Origin of the sequence: Ectopseudomonas oleovorans (assembly GCF_003052605.1) — a bacterium.
Classification (GTDB): Bacteria; Pseudomonadota; Gammaproteobacteria; order Pseudomonadales; family Pseudomonadaceae; genus Aquipseudomonas; species Aquipseudomonas oleovorans_A.
Genome location: NZ_QASO01000026.1, coordinates 1 through 15440, shown reverse-complemented (window position 1 = coordinate 15440; position 15440 = coordinate 1). Strand labels below are relative to the sequence as shown.

General features: G+C 62.8%; 15 protein-coding genes and 1 tRNA gene. 6 read left to right on the top strand and 10 right to left on the bottom strand.

Annotation, left to right across the window (positions count from 1 at the left end; genetic code table 11):
• Window positions 1-18 precede the first annotated feature (18 nt).
• On the top strand, window positions 19-591 hold the full coding sequence (locus DBO86_RS04030) for a xanthine phosphoribosyltransferase (RefSeq protein WP_074860357.1): 573 nt from the start codon (window positions 19-21) through the stop codon (window positions 589-591).
• A gap of 90 nt (window positions 592-681) precedes the next feature.
• Here DBO86_RS04030 and DBO86_RS04025 read toward each other — a convergent pair whose 3' ends face one another.
• The 5 genes from DBO86_RS04025 to dadA form a co-directional block, all read right to left on the bottom strand.
• Entirely contained in the window at window positions 682-1104 is a 423-nt protein-coding gene (locus DBO86_RS04025) for a c-type cytochrome (RefSeq protein ID WP_004423169.1), read from the bottom strand.
• Between the two features lie 113 nt (window positions 1105-1217).
• Window positions 1218-1766, bottom strand: a complete 549-nt coding sequence (locus DBO86_RS04020; protein ID WP_004423167.1) for a cupin domain-containing protein — start codon at window positions 1764-1766, stop codon at window positions 1218-1220.
• 244 nt (window positions 1767-2010) lie between these two features.
• Window positions 2011-3084, bottom strand: coding sequence for an alanine racemase (gene alr / locus DBO86_RS04015; protein WP_108233035.1), 1074 nt, complete (start codon window positions 3082-3084; stop codon window positions 2011-2013).
• Window positions 3085-3335: 251 nt separating this feature from the next.
• Window positions 3336-3683 carry a RidA family protein gene (locus DBO86_RS04010; protein ID WP_004423160.1) on the bottom strand — a complete coding sequence of 116 codons (348 nt, stop codon included), beginning with the start codon at window positions 3681-3683 and terminating at the stop codon, window positions 3336-3338.
• A 39-nt stretch (window positions 3684-3722) separates the two neighbouring features.
• Complete coding sequence (gene dadA / locus DBO86_RS04005) at window positions 3723-5021, bottom strand: D-amino acid dehydrogenase (RefSeq protein WP_108233034.1); 1299 nt, start codon at window positions 5019-5021, stop codon at window positions 3723-3725.
• A 156-nt stretch (window positions 5022-5177) separates the two neighbouring features.
• On the opposite strand from dadA, the gene dadR reads away from it, so the two are divergent.
• On the top strand, window positions 5178-5666 hold the full coding sequence (dadR, locus tag DBO86_RS04000; protein WP_092379294.1) for a transcriptional regulator DadR: 489 nt from the start codon (window positions 5178-5180) through the stop codon (window positions 5664-5666).
• Window positions 5667-5855: 189 nt separating this feature from the next.
• Here dadR and DBO86_RS03995 read toward each other — a convergent pair whose 3' ends face one another.
• Entirely contained in the window at window positions 5856-6209 is a 354-nt protein-coding gene (locus DBO86_RS03995) for a YkgJ family cysteine cluster protein (RefSeq protein ID WP_108233033.1), read from the bottom strand.
• A 212-nt stretch (window positions 6210-6421) separates the two neighbouring features.
• On the opposite strand from DBO86_RS03995, the gene DBO86_RS03990 reads away from it, so the two are divergent.
• On the top strand, window positions 6422-7735 hold the full coding sequence (locus DBO86_RS03990) for an NAD(P)/FAD-dependent oxidoreductase (protein WP_108233032.1): 1314 nt from the start codon (window positions 6422-6424) through the stop codon (window positions 7733-7735).
• A gap of 13 nt (window positions 7736-7748) precedes the next feature.
• Here DBO86_RS03990 and DBO86_RS03985 read toward each other — a convergent pair whose 3' ends face one another.
• Together DBO86_RS03985 and DBO86_RS03980 are read right to left on the bottom strand one after the other, a co-directional pair.
• On the bottom strand, window positions 7749-8906 hold the full coding sequence (locus tag DBO86_RS03985; RefSeq protein WP_108233031.1) for an MFS transporter: 1158 nt from the start codon (window positions 8904-8906) through the stop codon (window positions 7749-7751).
• Between the two features lie 192 nt (window positions 8907-9098).
• Entirely contained in the window at window positions 9099-10592 is a 1494-nt protein-coding gene (locus DBO86_RS03980; protein WP_108233030.1) for an aldehyde dehydrogenase, read from the bottom strand.
• Window positions 10593-10846: 254 nt separating this feature from the next.
• On the opposite strand from DBO86_RS03980, the gene DBO86_RS03975 reads away from it, so the two are divergent.
• A complete protein-coding gene (locus DBO86_RS03975) occupies window positions 10847-11206 on the top strand; it encodes a cupin domain-containing protein (protein WP_084342397.1) in 360 nt (119 codons plus the stop codon).
• 239 nt (window positions 11207-11445) lie between these two features.
• On the opposite strand, the gene gabT is transcribed toward DBO86_RS03975, so the two are convergent.
• On the bottom strand, window positions 11446-12726 hold the full coding sequence (gene gabT, locus DBO86_RS03970; RefSeq protein ID WP_108233029.1) for a 4-aminobutyrate--2-oxoglutarate transaminase: 1281 nt from the start codon (window positions 12724-12726) through the stop codon (window positions 11446-11448).
• A 157-nt stretch (window positions 12727-12883) separates the two neighbouring features.
• Window positions 12884-14335 (bottom strand): NADP-dependent succinate-semialdehyde dehydrogenase, encoded by a 1452-nt coding sequence (gene gabD / locus DBO86_RS03965; protein WP_108233028.1) that lies wholly within the window; start codon window positions 14333-14335, stop codon window positions 12884-12886.
• Window positions 14336-14783: 448 nt separating this feature from the next.
• On the opposite strand from gabD, the gene DBO86_RS03960 reads away from it, so the two are divergent.
• Window positions 14784-14860: transfer RNA gene (locus DBO86_RS03960), tRNA-Arg, on the top strand.
• Window positions 14861-15302: 442 nt separating this feature from the next.
• A partial coding sequence (gene tnpB, locus DBO86_RS27025) for an IS66 family insertion sequence element accessory protein TnpB (protein ID WP_341865931.1) occupies window positions 15303-15440 on the top strand: 138 nt, incomplete at its 3' end.

Here is a 15440-nt window from a genome sequence, read left to right as displayed (position 1 = left end):
TCAACCAGAGGATCGACCGTGGAGTCGTTGAAACAGAAGATTCGCAGCGAAGGCATCGTGCTGTCCGAGCACGTACTCAAGGTGGACGCCTTTCTCAACCACCAGATCGATCCGCGCCTGATGCAGGAGATCGGCCACGAGTTCGCCCAGCGTTTCGCCGGCCAGGGCATCAGCAAGATCGTCACCATCGAGGCCTCGGGCATCGCTCCGGCGGTGATGGCCGGCCTCGAGCTGGGCATTCCGGTGATCTTCGCGCGCAAGTTTCAGTCGCTGACGCTCAAGGACGACCTGCTGATCTCCAAGGTGTTCTCCTTCACCAAGCAGACCGAAAGCACCATTGCCATTTCCGCCCGTCACCTGACCGCCGCGGACCGCGTACTGGTGATCGACGACTTCCTTGCCAACGGCCATGCTGCCAAAGCGCTGATCGACCTGATCCAACAGGCCGGTGCCCAGATTGCCGGCATCGGCATCGTCATCGAGAAGTCTTTCCAGGACGGCCGCAAGTTGCTGGAAAGCGAAGGCTACCGCGTCGAATCGCTGGCTCGCGTCGCAGCACTGGAGAATGGCCAGGTACGCTTCCTCGACTGACACTGGACGCCCGAACAGCCCATCAGGCAGGCGGGCAGCCAAAACGAAGAAACCGCCCAGAGGGCGGTTTCTTCATGAAAGCGATATGCCTTACAGGCCAGACATCTTCTGAATCGCTTCGCGCAGTTCGTCATCCGTGCAGTCAGCACAGGTGCCTTTCGGCGGCATGGCGTTGATACCGGAGATGGCCTTGGCGAGGATGCCGTCTAGACCGCCCTGGTGGTCGGCACGCTCTTTCCAGGCAGCGGTGTCACCGATCTTCGGCGCGTCCAGCACACCGGTGGCGTGGCAGGCACTGCAATACTTGGCGATGATGTCGTCAGTGGTGCGTGCACCCCCCCCGGCGGATGCAGCGACGGTTTCGACGCCCTTGCACTCTTCGCCCATGATGCACACCTCGCCTACAGGCTTGAGGCGCTCGGCGATAGCTTCATCGGTCGTGGCCTGAGCAGTCACTGCCCACAGGGCCAATACGGCAGCCGGTACTGCCAGCATTTTCTTCATCAGATTCACGGTACACCCTCTTCGTGGCTAGTCACGCCCGCGGCCACGGTTTCGCGAGCGGGCGACAGTATAACGGCAAGCAGGCCAAGCCGAAACAACCTATATTGTCGCAGGGTTATTGATCAGAAGTTCGCTGGCGTCGTGGCACTGATCAAACGCGCCGGTACATCGAACGGATTGCGGAAGCGATGCGGCTTGCTGCTTTCGAAATAATAGCTGTCGCCTGGCTCGAGGATGAACACCTCGTTGCCAACGGTCAGCTCCAGCTTGCCCTCGACCAGCATGCCAGCCTCTTCGCCTTCGTGGGCGTACATTTCGTCACCCGTATCGGTGCCGGCCGGATAGGTCTCGTCGAGAAAGGAAATGGCGCGACTCGGGTGGGCCTTGCCAATCAGCTTCATGGTGATGGCGCCACTGCAGATATCGGTCAGTTCGGCGGCACGATAGACCACCTGGGTCTGGTTCTCCTGCTCCATGTCGAGCGAGAAGAATTCCACCAGCGACATGGGAATGCCGCCGAGCACCTTTTTCAGCGAACTGATCGAGGGGCTGACGCTGTTCTTCTCGATCATGGAAATGGTGCTGTTGGTGACGCCCGCCCGCTTGGCGAGTTCACGCTGGGATAGGCCTTTGAGCTTACGAATCGATTGCAGTCGAACGCCGACGTCCAATGCTGGAATCCCCCTTGGGATAAGAGACGAAAAAGTGTCCGTATCATGGCATAGCGTTCGGAATTTACAACACTTGCGTTCACCCTTCGCCTACACACCTCCCAGGAAACCCGTTAAAAGGCCGCGAGCCAGAGCCATGCAACGCAAAAATAGGGGAGGATGCAGAGTGTACGAGCTGTACATGAGCAATCCGAGCCTGTTTTTAACGCAGCATGGCCGACGCGCAGCCGTCTTTTAACGGGTTTCAGCCCCCGAGATAGAGCAGCGGTACCCGCCGCAGGTTGCAAAAAATCTGATAGGGAATGCTACCTGCCGCCATGGCCACGTCGCTGGCCAGCACCTGTTTGCCCCATAGTTCGACATGGCTGCCAAGGCCGGCCTGTGGCAAATCGGTCAGGTCCACGGTCAGCATGTCCATCGACACCCGACCGATCAGCCGGGTCAGCTGACCGTCCACCACCACTGGCGTGCCGCTCGGCGCATGGCGCGGATAGCCGTCGGCATAGCCCATGGCGACCACACCGACGCGGGTCGGCCTTTCGGCGACGAAGCGCGCGCCATAACCCACCGGCTCGCCGGCCGGCAGTTCACGCACGCTGATCACCTTCGATTCGAGCGTCATCACCGGCTGCAGGCGAGCGGCCTGCTCCTGAGCCTGCTCGAACGGCGTGGCGCCGTAGAGCATGATGCCGGGGCGCACCCAGTCACTGGGCACCTGCGGCCAGCCAAGCACGGCCGGCGAATTGCGCAAGCTGACCTCGGCGCTGAGGCCTTCGCGCGCCTGCTGGAACACCGCCAGTTGCTCACTCGTGCGCTCGCACTCGGGCTCATCGGCGCGAGCGAAGTGGCTCATCAGCACGATCTTGCCAACCTTGCCGCTGGCCAGCAGGCGCCGATAGGCGGCCTGGTACTCGGCCGGATGCAGGCCGACGCGATGCATGCCGCTGTCCAGCTTGAGCCAGACGGTCAGCGGCTTGCTCAGTTGGGCCTGCTCGATAGCCTCGATCTGCCACTGCGTATGGGCGACACACCACAGGTCATGCTGGTCGATCAGCGCCAGTTCGTCGGCCTCGAAGAAGCCTTCGAGCAGCAGGATCGGCGCCCTGATGCCGGCCTCGCGTAACGCCAGCGCTTCTTCGATGCAGGCCACGGCAAAACCATCGGCCTCGGCTTCGAGTGCCTGCGCACAGCGCACAGCGCCATGTCCGTAAGCATCGGCCTTGACCACGGCCAGGGCGCGGGCGCCGCTCAGTTCGCGGGCCAGGCGGTAGTTGTGACGCAGGGCGTCGAGGTCGATCAGGGCACGGGCGGGACGCATGGTCGTTTATCTCTCAATCATTCGCTGAGGCGACGGTTTTTCGTAGCCCGGATGAAATCCGGGGCCATGCCGGCGCAGGTTCCCGGATTGCATCCGGGCCACATGCCGGCAAATCGGCATTCAAAAAAACCCGGCGGGGGAGCCGGGTGAAAAGCCAACACAAAAAAATCCGGGAGAATTTTTTGACGTCGCTTGCGACGGCCCGGAGGGTTGCCGCCATGGATGGCAGGCAACAAAAAGCTGTGGCCGCCTCAGACGGCAGCCACCACACACATTTCCACCAGCACTTCGGGCTTGTACATCTTCGCCTCAACGCAGGCACGGGCCGGCGCATGGCCATCGGCGACCCAGGCGTCGTACTCGGCGTTGAGGCCATCGTAGTCGGCCATGTCCTTGAGGAAGATGGTCAGCGAGAGGATCTTGCTCTTGTCGCTGCCTCCCTCGGCCAGCATCTTGTCGATGTTGGCCAGGGTCTGCCGGGTCTGCTCGTGGATATCACCATCGAACTCATCGGCCAACTGGCCGGCGAGGTAAATCGTGCCGTTGTGGATCACCACTTCGCTGTAGCGTTTGGCCACATGCAGGCGCTGAATCGACATAAAGCTAAAGCTCCTTGGATTGCGAAAGCGCGAAGGCTATCAGGTGCGCAGCGGCTGCGGTGCTGCTTGCACTTCACGCGCCTTGCGCGAGTAACGCGAGATATCCAGGCCGTCGGCGCTGATCTGCGGACGCTTGTTGGCCATCAGATCGGCGAGCAGGCGACCGGAGCCGCAGGCCATGGTCCAGCCCAGGGTACCGTGGCCGGTGTTGAGGAACAGATTGCGGTAGGCGGTGGCGCCGACGATCGGGGTGCCGTCGGGCGTGGCCGGACGCAGGCCGGTCCAGAAATCGGCGCGTTGCAGGTCGCCGCCTTGCGGGTAGAGGTCGGAGGTGATCATCTCCAGGGTTTCGCGACGACGCGGATTGAGCGACAGGTCGAAACCGGCGATCTCGGCCATGCCGCCGACGCGGATGCGGCCATCGAAACGGGTGATCGCAACCTTGTAGGTCTCGTCGAGAATGGTCGAGTTCGGTGCCATGTCCGGGTTGGTGATCGGCACGGTCAGCGAGTAGCCCTTGAGCGGGTAAACCGGAGCACGAATGCCCAGCGGCTTGAGCAGTTGCGGGCTGTAGCTGCCGAGAGCGAGTACGTAGCGGTCGGCGGTTTCCAGCTTGCCGTCGATCCACACGCCATTGATGCGATCACCGACGGCGTCCAGGCGCTGGATGTTCTGGCCGAAGCGGAACTCGACGCCGAGCGCCTTGGCCATGTCCGCCAGCTTGGTGGTGAACATCTGGCAGTCGCCGGTCTGGTCGTTGGGCAGACGCAAGGCACCGGCCAGCTTGTGCTTGACGCCAGCCAGAGCCGGTTCGACGCGGGCGATACCGTCGCGGTCGAGCAGCTCGAACGGTACGCCAGAGGCTTCCAGCACGGCGATGTCCTTGGCGGCAGCATCGACCTGGGCCTGGGTGCGGAACAGCTGGGTGGTGCCGAGCTGGCGACCTTCGTAGGCGATGCCGGTCTCGGCACGCAGCTCGTCGAGGCAGTCGCGGCTGTACTCGGACAGACGCACCATGCGCTCCTTGTTGATCGCATAGCGGCTGGCAGTGCAGTTGCGCAGCATCTGCGCCATCCACAGGTACTGGTCGACGTCACCAGTGGCCTTGATCGCCAGCGGGGCGTGTTTCTGCAACAGCCACTTGATGGCTTTCAGCGGCACGCCCGGCGCAGCCCATGGCGAAGCGTAGCCCGGAGAGACCTGGCCGGCGTTGGCGAAGCTGGTTTCCAGCGCCGGGCCGTTCTGACGGTCGACCACCACCACCTCGAAGCCCTGACGGGCGAGGTAGTAAGCACTGGCGGTACCAATCACACCGCTGCCGAGAACCAGAACACGCATGTTTTTCTCCCCGCCGCGCCCAGGGCGCGTGCGTTACAGGCCATTGTTGTCGATGGGCGCAGTATAGGAAGAGCCGTGCAGTGCTTTTCACCATATACACAGCTATATTTGGCGATAATTCTTGGCAAAAAGCCGTTTTGCAGAGGCGGATTCCCCATGAGAACCCAGCACCAAAGTCGTCGTGAACTGGACAAGATCGACCGCAACATCCTGCGCATCCTGCAGGAGGATGGGCGCATCAGCTTCACCGAACTGGGCGAGCGCGTGGGGCTGTCGACCACGCCCTGCACCGAGCGCGTACGCCGCCTGGAGCGCGAAGGCATCGTCATGGGCTACCACGCCCGCCTCAATCCGCAGCACCTCAAGGCCAACCTGCTGGTGTTCGTCGAGATCAGCCTGGACTACAAGTCCGGCGACACCTTCGAGGAGTTTCGCCGTGCCGTACTCAAGCTGCCGCATGTGCTGGAGTGCCATCTGGTCTCCGGCGACTTCGACTATCTGGTGAAAGCGCGCATCAACGAGATGGCCAGCTACCGCAAGCTGCTCGGTGACATCCTGCTCAAGCTGCCGCACGTGCGCGAATCGAAGAGCTATATCGTCATGGAAGAGGTTAAGGAGAGCCTGGCGCTGCCGGTGCCGGAGTGAATCTGCAGGAGCGAGCTCTGCTCGCGAAGCTTTTACGTGGCCTGGTTCGCGAGCAGACCTCGCTCCTACGGGATGGTTGATCGTTCCCACACCCTGCCAGACGTTCTGCGTCAGCCTGCTGCACGCGGCAAGTCGTGGCGCGGAGCGCCACTGCAGGGGGCTACCACGCAGAGCGTGGGAGCCATCAGCCTAAACGAGTCGCTGGCGAGTGGTGGCGATCAGACGGTGCACCTGGCGCTCCACCGCCGGCTCGATCGGCAGTTCCGGCCCACGCCCATGCGGGCAAGGCAGACGCGGTGTGGTGCCGAACAGGCGACAGATCAGCGGGCGCTGGTCGTACACCTCGCAACCATTGGGCCCCAGGTGCACGCAGTTGTACTCGGCCAGCGCCGCGTCATGTTCGGCCTCGCTTTTCACCGGCAGGCGCGCCAGCTCCTCGGACGAAGCCGTGACCGGCCCGCAACAATCTTGGCAACCGGGCACACAGTCGAAGCGCGGGATCTGGCGGCGCAGGTGGTCGATCTTGCGGTCTGTGCAGCTCATACGCGGGCGCCTGGCAACGAAGAAGACAGTTTACCGCGCCATGCTGGCGCCTGCCCGCAGAGGGACGGATTAGCTACACGCCGATCCCCGAACGTAGCGCACGACGTCGTTCTGCTGTCCCGCGTGTTTTTTCCGCAGGCCTCTTGGCGCCGGACGGATCACGCGCTTATGCTGCGTTGAATTTTCCACACACCAAAATCAGGATTTCGCACATGAACGCCCGCGTTCACCAGCCCGTCCACAGCCCGCAACATGCCGCTTCCTATTACGCTGCCAGCGTCAATCGCCAGCAGGCCTACCCGCCCCTGGGCGGTGAGCTGCAGGTGGACGTGTGCATCGTCGGTGGCGGTTTCAGCGGCCTGAACACGGCCATCGAGCTGGCCCAGAAAGGCCTGTCGGTGGCGCTGCTGGAGGCGCGCAAGATCGGCTGGGGCGCCAGCGGGCGCAACGGCGGGCAGCTGATTCGTGGCGTCGGCCATGATGTCGAACAGTTCGAATCGGTGGTCGGCCAGGATGGCGTGCGCCAGTTCAAGCTGATGGGCCTGGAGGCGGTGGAGATCGTGCGTGATCGCGTTGCGCAGTTTCAGATCGATTGCGACCTGACCTGGGGCTACTGCGACCTGGCCAACAAACCGGCGCATATGGACGACTTCGCCGCCGACAAGGCAGAGCTGGAAAGCCTCGGCTATCGTCACGAACTGCGCATGGTGCCGAAGGAGCGCATCCACGAAGTGGTCGGCTCCGACAACTATCACGGTGCTATGATCGACATGGGCTCGGGCCACCTGCACCCGCTCAACCTGGCGCTCGGCGAAGCCGCTGCCGCCCAATCGCTCGGCGTGCAGCTGTTCGAAGACTCACCGGTGACACGCATCGACTACGGCCACGAGGTGCGCGTGCACACCGCCCAGGGCCAAGTGTGCGCCAATTACCTGGTGCTGGCCTGCAATGCCTACATCAACGGCCTCAATCCGACCCTGAGCGGCAAGGTGCTACCGGCCGGCAGCTATATCATCGCCACCGAACAACTCTCCGAAGAGCAGGCGCGGCAACTGATTCCACAGAATATGGCGCTGTGCGACCAGCGCGTGACAGTCGACTATTACCGACTCTCCGCCGACCGCCGCCTGCTGTTCGGTGGTGCCTGCCACTATTCCGGGCGTGACCCGGCCGATATCGCTGGCTACATGAAGCCGAAGATGCTCAAGGTATTCCCGCAACTGGCCAATGTGCGCATCGACTATCAATGGGGCGGGATGATCGGCATCGGCGCCAACCGCCTGCCGCAGATCGGCCGACTCAAGGATCAGCCCAACGTGTTCCACGCCCAGGCTTATGCCGGCCACGGCGTCAATGCCACGCACCTGGCCGGCAAGCTGCTCGCCGAGGCCATCGCCGGTCAGGCAAGCCGTGGCTTCGATCTGTTCGCCCAGGTACCGCACATGACCTTCCCCGGCGGCAAGCACCTGCGCTCGCCGCTGCTGGCGCTGGGCATGCTCTGGCACCGGCTGAAGGAAGTGCTCTAGCTGGCCAGCGGCATCAGGAGCGTGCCGCGCCCACTGCCTGCATCTCGCTGAAGGCACCGCGCTGACTGGCCAGGATGATGAATACCAAGGCACCGGCAGCCATCATCAGCGGCAACGCATGGCTGCTCAGCCACTGACTGACGGCGCCCGTGGCCAGCGGCCCGACCAGGCAACCCAGGCCCCACAGCTGAGCGACGTGGGCGTTGGCACGCACCAGTTCATCATCGCGGTAACGCTCGCCGATCATGATCAGCGACAGGGTGAACAGACCACCGGCGCTGGCACCGAAGGCAACGAACACCGGCCAGATCAGCGGCGTGTGCAGGAGCAACGGTATCGCCAGACTGGACAGCAGCAACACCACGCCACAACAGCGGAACAAGGTCTGCCGCGACATGCGGTCGGCCAGCCAGCCGATGGGCAGTTGCAGCGCGGCATCGCCGATCACCACCACGCTGACCATGACCAGCGCCACCTCCTGGGTGAAGCCCTGGCGCAGGCTGTAGATCGGCAACAGGGTCAGCATCATCGCCTCGAAGGCGGCGAACAGCATTACCGCCCAGGCAATCGCCGGCAACTTGCGGCAGAACACCAATAGCCCGCGCCCAGAAGCGCTATGCGCATCCACCTGGGGTGCACCGGTGCGCCCGAGCAGAATCAGCGAACCGCCGATCAGCAGACACACGCCCGTCCAGAAACCCCGGTCGGTCGCCGTGCCGAGCGCTGTCAGCAGCAACGGCCCGCTGAGCTGGCTCAGCGCATAGCCGGTGCCATAGAGCGCCACCAGACGGCCGCGCCACTTTTCCACGGCGAGCTGGTTGATCCAGCTTTCGCCGAGCACGAACACCACGGTCAGCGCCACGCCGAGGAACAGCCGCAGCCCCACCCACACCGCATAATTCTGCACCAGCGCCAGGCCAGCCACCGACAGCGCACCGAGCAACAGACACAGCTGCATCAGCACGGTGGTACCGAAACGTGCCGCCAGGCGCCCGGCCAGCGAAGCTCCGAGCAACACACCAACCGCAGGAGTGGCCGCCATCACACCAATGGCAAAAGAATCATAGCCCCAGCTTTCCAGGCGCAACGACACCAGCGGCATGGTCACGCCCAGCGCCAACCCGATGCTGATGACCGCCGAGCAGACGGCGAAGTAGGTGCCCCAACGCATTGGTGAATTCCTTGGCAGACGAGCCACTGCAAAGACAACGGCCGGGCTCCTCGGGAACCCGGCCGTAGGTTTCGGGAGCGAGATAGCCGGCAGTTTCGCTGCGTTCTCGGCCCTCTCCCCCAGCCCCTCTCCCATAAATGGGAGAGGGGAGCCGATTACCTGGCCGACGACCAGGAGATCGTCCCGGTACCGCTACAGCTTGATCCAGGTGGCCTTGATCTCGGTGTACTTGTCGAAGGCATGCAGCGACTTGTCGCGACCGTTGCCGGACTGCTTGAAACCACCGAACGGCGCGGTCATGTCACCGCCATCGTACTGGTTGATCCACACGCTGCCGGCACGCACGGCGCGGCCAACGCGATGGGCGCGGGACAGGTTGCTGGTCCAGATACCTGCCGCCAGGCCATAGATGGTGTCGTTGGCGATGGCCACGGCATCGGCCTCGTCATCGAAACCGATCACCGACAGCACCGGGCCGAAGATCTCTTCCTTGGCGATGCGCATGGCGTTGTTCACCCCGTCGAAGATGGTCGGCTCGACATAGGTGCCGCCGGTCTCCTCCATCACCCGCTTGCCGCCGGCCACCAGCTTGGCGCCGTCTTCGTGACCGGCCTGGATGTAGTTCAGCACCTGGTTCATCTGGGTGGTGTCGACCAGCGCACCGACATTGGTTGCCGGGTCCAGCGGGTTGCCCGGTTTCCAGGCCTTGATCGCCTCGACCACCATGGGCACGAACTTGTCCTTGATCGAGTTCTCCACCAGCAGGCGCGAACCGGCGGTGCAGACCTCGCCCTGGTTGAAGGCAATGGCGCTGGCAGCCGCTTCGGCAGCGGCCTGCAGGTCCGGCGCGTCAGCGAAGACGATGTTCGGGCTCTTGCCGCCTGCTTCCAGCCAGACGCGCTTCATGTTCGACTCGCCGGCGTAGATCATCAGTTGCTTGGCGATCTTGGTCGAGCCGGTGAACACCAGGGTGTCGACGTCCATGTGCAGAGCAAGGGCCTTGCCGACGGTGTGGCCGAAGCCTGGCAGCACGTTGAACACGCCCGCCGGAATGCCGGCCTCGATGGCCAACTGGGCGATGCGGATGCCGGTCAGCGGCGACTTCTCGGACGGTTTGAGAATGACCGAGTTACCGGTGGCCAACGCCGGACCGAGCTTCCAGCAGGACATCAGCAGCGGGAAGTTCCACGGTACGATGGCGGCGACCACACCCACCGGCTCGCGGGTGACCAGGCCGAGCTGGTCGTGAGGCGTGGCAGCGACCTCGTCATAGACCTTGTCGATGGCCTCGCCGCTCCAGCGGATGGCGTTGGCGGCGCTGCCGACGTCGATGCTCAGCGAGTCGCTGATCGGCTTGCCCATATCGAGGGTTTCCAACAGGGCCAACTCCTGACCGCGCTCTTCGATCAGCTCGGCGAAGCGGATCATCACCTTCTTGCGCTTGGCCGGGGCCATGCGTGACCACACACCGGATTCGAAGGTGGCGCGGGCATCCTTGACCGCCACGTCAGCGTCAGCCTGGTCACAGCTGGCCACCATGCCAAGCAGGCGGCCGTCGACCGGGCTGATGCATTCGAAGGTAGCGCCAGACTCGGCGGAGCGGTACTCGCCGTGTACGAACGCACGGGTTTCGATGGTCAGGGTCTTGGCACGCTGTTCCCAGTCGGCACGAGTCAGGCTAGTCATTCCGGCATCCTCTCAATGGGTGGAAGCGGCGCCTGCGAGGGCGCGCACTGTCAATAATTCTGCAAGGCCAGATCGCTGGCCAGATCCTGGCTGACACACTAAACCAGGGGGCTGTGGCTTTTCAATATTTTTGACACGGACCGGCAAAAGCCCTTGTCATGTGCGTTTTTTTAAACATAGACTGCTGCCACGACTTTCCCGCGAAGGCCCTGCTGGTCGCGCGGTTGCCGCCACCGAAACCATGGAACAGCCAGATGAACATCGAACAGATCGTCGACTTCGCCCAGGCTGGCACGGCCGCCGAACACTATCGCCCAGCGCCGGAAAAAGTGCTCAAGGGCGACCCCGAGCAAAGCGTGCGCAACCACTACAGCAGCCCGTGCGGTCAGTTCAGCACGGGCATCTGGGAAGGCGCCGTGGGTCAATGGACGGTGAGCTACACCGAGTACGAGTACTGCGAGATTCTCCAGGGCGTGTCCGTGCTGCGTGACGCCGACGGCAACGCCAAGACCGTACGCGCCGGCGACCGTTTCGTGATTCCTGCTGGCTTTTCCGGCACCTGGGAAGTGCTCGAAGCCTGCCGCAAGGTGTATGTGATCTTCGAGCCCAAGTAGGTTCCCGAACTCCTGTTGCTTGTCACCCTTTGGCCCGCCTTGCGCGGGCCTTTTTCTGCGCGCCCCATGCCCAGCGGCAGTGGAGCGCGCGTCGTGTAGGGCGGGTGCAACCCGCCTTGAAGGAACTGGCGGGTTTCACCCGCCCTACCCCAGCCGGCAGGCAAAAAAAGACCCGCACGCGGCGGGTCTCAGGTGCGCCCGGCCTGGTGAGCCACGGGCGCAGGTACAGCAGGAACGACTCAGGCCAGCTCGTCGAAGCACTCGGCGACGATGGCGATGCCTTTTTCCAGTTGCGCGTCAGGGATGGTGACAGGCATCAGGAAACGGATGACGTTGTAGTAGGTGCCGCACGACAGCAGGATCAGGCCCTTCTCGCGCGCCTTGGCGACGATCTTGCCGACCAACTCGGCAGCCGGCTTGTGCACGTCACCGCCCTCGAACAGCTCGATGGCGACCATCGAACCCAGGCCGCGCACGTCGCCAATCACCTTGTGTTTCTCGGCGATCTTGTTCAGGCCGGCTTTGAGCTTCTCACCCACGGCGTTGGAGCGCGCCAGCAGGTTCTCTTCGTCGAATACCTTGAGTACGGCCAGGGCCGCGGCGCAGGCGATCGGGCTGCCAGCATAGGTGCCGCCCAGGCCACCGGGAGCGATCTTGTCCATGATCTCGGCCTTGCCGCACACGCCGGAGATCGGGAAGCCGCCGCCAACGGACTTGGCGAAGGTGGTCAGATCCGGCACCACGCCCAGTTGCTCGGTGGCGAAGAAGGTGCCGGTACGGCCAGCGCCGGTCTGCACTTCGTCAGCGATCAGCAGGATGCCGTGCTGGTCGCACAGGGCGCGCAGGCGCTGCATGAAGGCCGGCGAGTTGACGTAGAAACCGCCCTCGCCCTGCACCGGCTCGATGATGATCGCAGCGATGTCCTGCGGCTGCGCGTCGTTCTTGAAGATGCGCTCGATGCTGGCGATGGACTCGTCCTCGCTCACGCCATGCAGCGGGCACGGCGCCTGGGCACGGTACACGCCAGCAGGCATCAGGCCCATGCCGGCAGAGTACGGCACGACCTTGCCGGTCAGCGACAGGGTCATCATGGTGCGGCCGTGGTAGGCGCCGGTGAAGGCGATAACGCCGGCACGACCGGTGGCGGCACGGGCGATCTTCACGGCGTTCTCCACGGCTTCGGAGCCGGAGGTGACCAGCAGGGTCTTCTTGGCGAAGTCACCCGGTACGCGCTTGGCGATCTCCTCACAAAGCTCAATGTAGGGCTCGTAGGCCAGCACCTGGAAGCAGGTGTGGGTCAGCTTGTTCAGTTGCTCCTGAACGGCAGCGATCACCTTCGGATGCAGGTGGCCGGTGTTCAGTACGGCGATGCCGCCGGCGAAGTCGATGTACTCGCGGCCTTCGACGTCCCACACAGTGGCGTTCTCGGCGCGCTCGGCGACGATCGGGTGGATCTGGCCAACACCGCGCGGAACAGCGGCGGCACGGCGTTGCAGCAGGGATTCGTTGGTCTTGCTCATGGTGTCCTCATGGTCATCCCCGGCGGGAGGTCGGCTCAGCATGCGATGATCGACTGAACCGAGCCCGCGAGGGACTCAATAGGGTTACGACTTACAACCGGGGCGCCGCACGCTCTTTCGCACCTTGCCCCGTCTTGGAAATCAGCGGATTTCCGAATCAGATTCCACCGAGGCACATGTACTTGATCTCGAGGTAATCCTCGATCCCGTACTTGGAGCCTTCACGGCCCAGGCCGGACGCCTTCACGCCGCCGAACGGCGCGACTTCGTTGGAGATCAGGCCGGTGTTGATACCCACCATGCCGTACTCCAGCGCTTCGGCCACGCGGAACACGCGGCCCAGATCACGGGCATAGAAGTAGGAAGCCAGGCCAAACTCGGTATCGTTGGCCATGGCGACCACTTCGGCCTCGTCCTTGAAGCGGAACAGCGGCGCCAGCGGGCCGAAGGTCTCTTCTTTAGCAACGGCGGCGGTTTTCGGTACGTCGAGCAGAATGGTCGGCTCGAAGAAGGTGCCACCCAGGGCGTGCGGCTTGCCGCCCAGGGCCAGCTTGGCGCCTTTGCCAACGGCGTCCTCGATGTGCTCCTGAACCTTGGCCACGGCCTTCTCGTCGATCAGCGGGCCGGTGGTGGTGCCATCTTCCAGACCATTGCCGATCTTCAGCTTGCCCACTGCCGCGATCAGCTTCTCGGCGAAGGCATCGTAGACGGCGTCCTGCACGTAGATACGGTTGGCGCAGACGCAGGTCTGGCCGTTGTTGCGGTACTTGGAGATCAGCGCGCCTTCGACGGCGGCTTCCAGATCGGCGTCATCGAAGACGATGAACGGCGCGTTGCCGCCCAGCTCCAGCGACACCTTCTTGATGTCCTGGGCGCATTCGGCCATCAGCTGGCGGCCGATTTCGGTCGAGCCAGTGAAGGACAGCTTGCGCACGATCGGGTTGCTGGTCAGCTCGCCACCCACTTCACCAGCGCTACCGGTGACCACGCTCAGCACACCTTTGGGGATACCGGCGCGCTCGGCCAGCTCGACTAGGGCCAGGGCGGAGAACGGGGTTTGCGAGGCCGGCTTGATCACCATGGTGCAACCAGCGGCCAGCGCTGGGCCTGCCTTGCGGGTGATCATCGCGGCGGGGAAGTTCCACGGGGTGATGGCGGCAGTCACACCGATCGGCTGCTTGATCACGATCAGGCGCTTGTCCGGCTGGTGACCGGGGATCACGTCACCGTAAACGCGCTTGGCCTCTTCGGCGAACCACTCGATGAAGGAGGCGGCGTAGGCGATCTCGCCCTTGGCTTCGGCCAGCGGCTTGCCCTGCTCCAGGGTCATCAGACGGCCCAGGTCATCCTGGTTTTCCATCAGCAGCTCGAACCAGCGACGCAGCTTGTTCGCACGCTCCTTGGCAGTCAGCGCACGCCAGGCCGGCAGCGCCTTCTCGGCGGCTTCGACGGCGCGGCGAGTTTCCGCACGGCCCATCTTCGGAACATGGCCGATGATCTCGCCAGTGGCCGGGTTGTTCACGGCAATGGTCTGACCGCTGTCGGCGTCCAACCACTGGCCATCGATATAAGCCTGTTGGCGCAGCAGCTGGGGGTCTTTCAGTTGCATGGCAGTCTCCTTCAGTTCCGGCGCCCTGGCGTCGGCGTAAGTCGTTGGAGTCACGGACAGAGCCCGCAAGGCCGAAAGGGGAGCCGTGCGGGGCCTGGTAATGGATTCAGAGCCGTTGAACGCGCGAGGGTTCAGAATGACCGAACACGCCGTTTGAAATCTCAAACAAATCCTAGGATCGGGCGGGATAAAGGGCAATAGGCGGCAAGGCAAAAACCGCAAAATAATGACAAAACTTCCAAAACAGCCTTTGAAACGGCTCAAAAGTGTAAAGCGCGTTCTGAATAATGCACGCCCATGCAGAATGGACGCTAACCGCCGAGATGCGTATGATTGCGCCCCGCAACGCACTCGTAGCTCAGCAGGATAGAGTACCGCCCTCCGAAGGATACTCATCGAGTTGAGAAGGGTGTCAGCTAATGGTCAAATAGACCGCCGCAACACATACGCACCTGTAGCTCAGCTGGATAGAGTATTGCCCTCCGAAGGCAAGGGTCGTGGGTTCGAATCCCGCCAGGTGCGCCATATCCCCCGTGACTTACCCCACTTGATCGGCTTCCCGTCGAAGTTGATTTTCTTGTATGCACTAAATCCGTAGCCTTAGGCAGAATGAGTACTGCACTCAGAGCCATGAAGTTATGATTATTCGTGCTGTGCCAATTCTGTGCCTAAACCGCGCCGCAATAAGTTCATACGCAGCTCGGGTCTATGGCATTTCGAGTACTGGCTTAATCTTCTCATGCAGCATAATGATTTGACTCAAGCCCACTGACGCTCAAATACGCTCATCGAGAATCCCTCGGTTCTTCGAGGCAAGCAGCAAGAAACCCAGTAGAGCCTATAGCCCGCCACGCCCCAATATCGCTTCACCACTCCGTTTCAGCGTATGCGCTCCATAGACCCCATCTTCAACTGACCTCTCCGTATCCCGGATGCTGGGCTCCCTATTTTCCCGTGGAGTTCCGTCATGATGCGTCCCGACGCCAAAGTGCAGAAGGTCTATCTCTACCCAAAGCCCGTCGACTTCCGCAAATCCATCAATGGACTGGCCGCGCTGGTCGAGCTGGACATCAAGGTGGAGGTGTTCAACCCGGTGCTGTTCGTG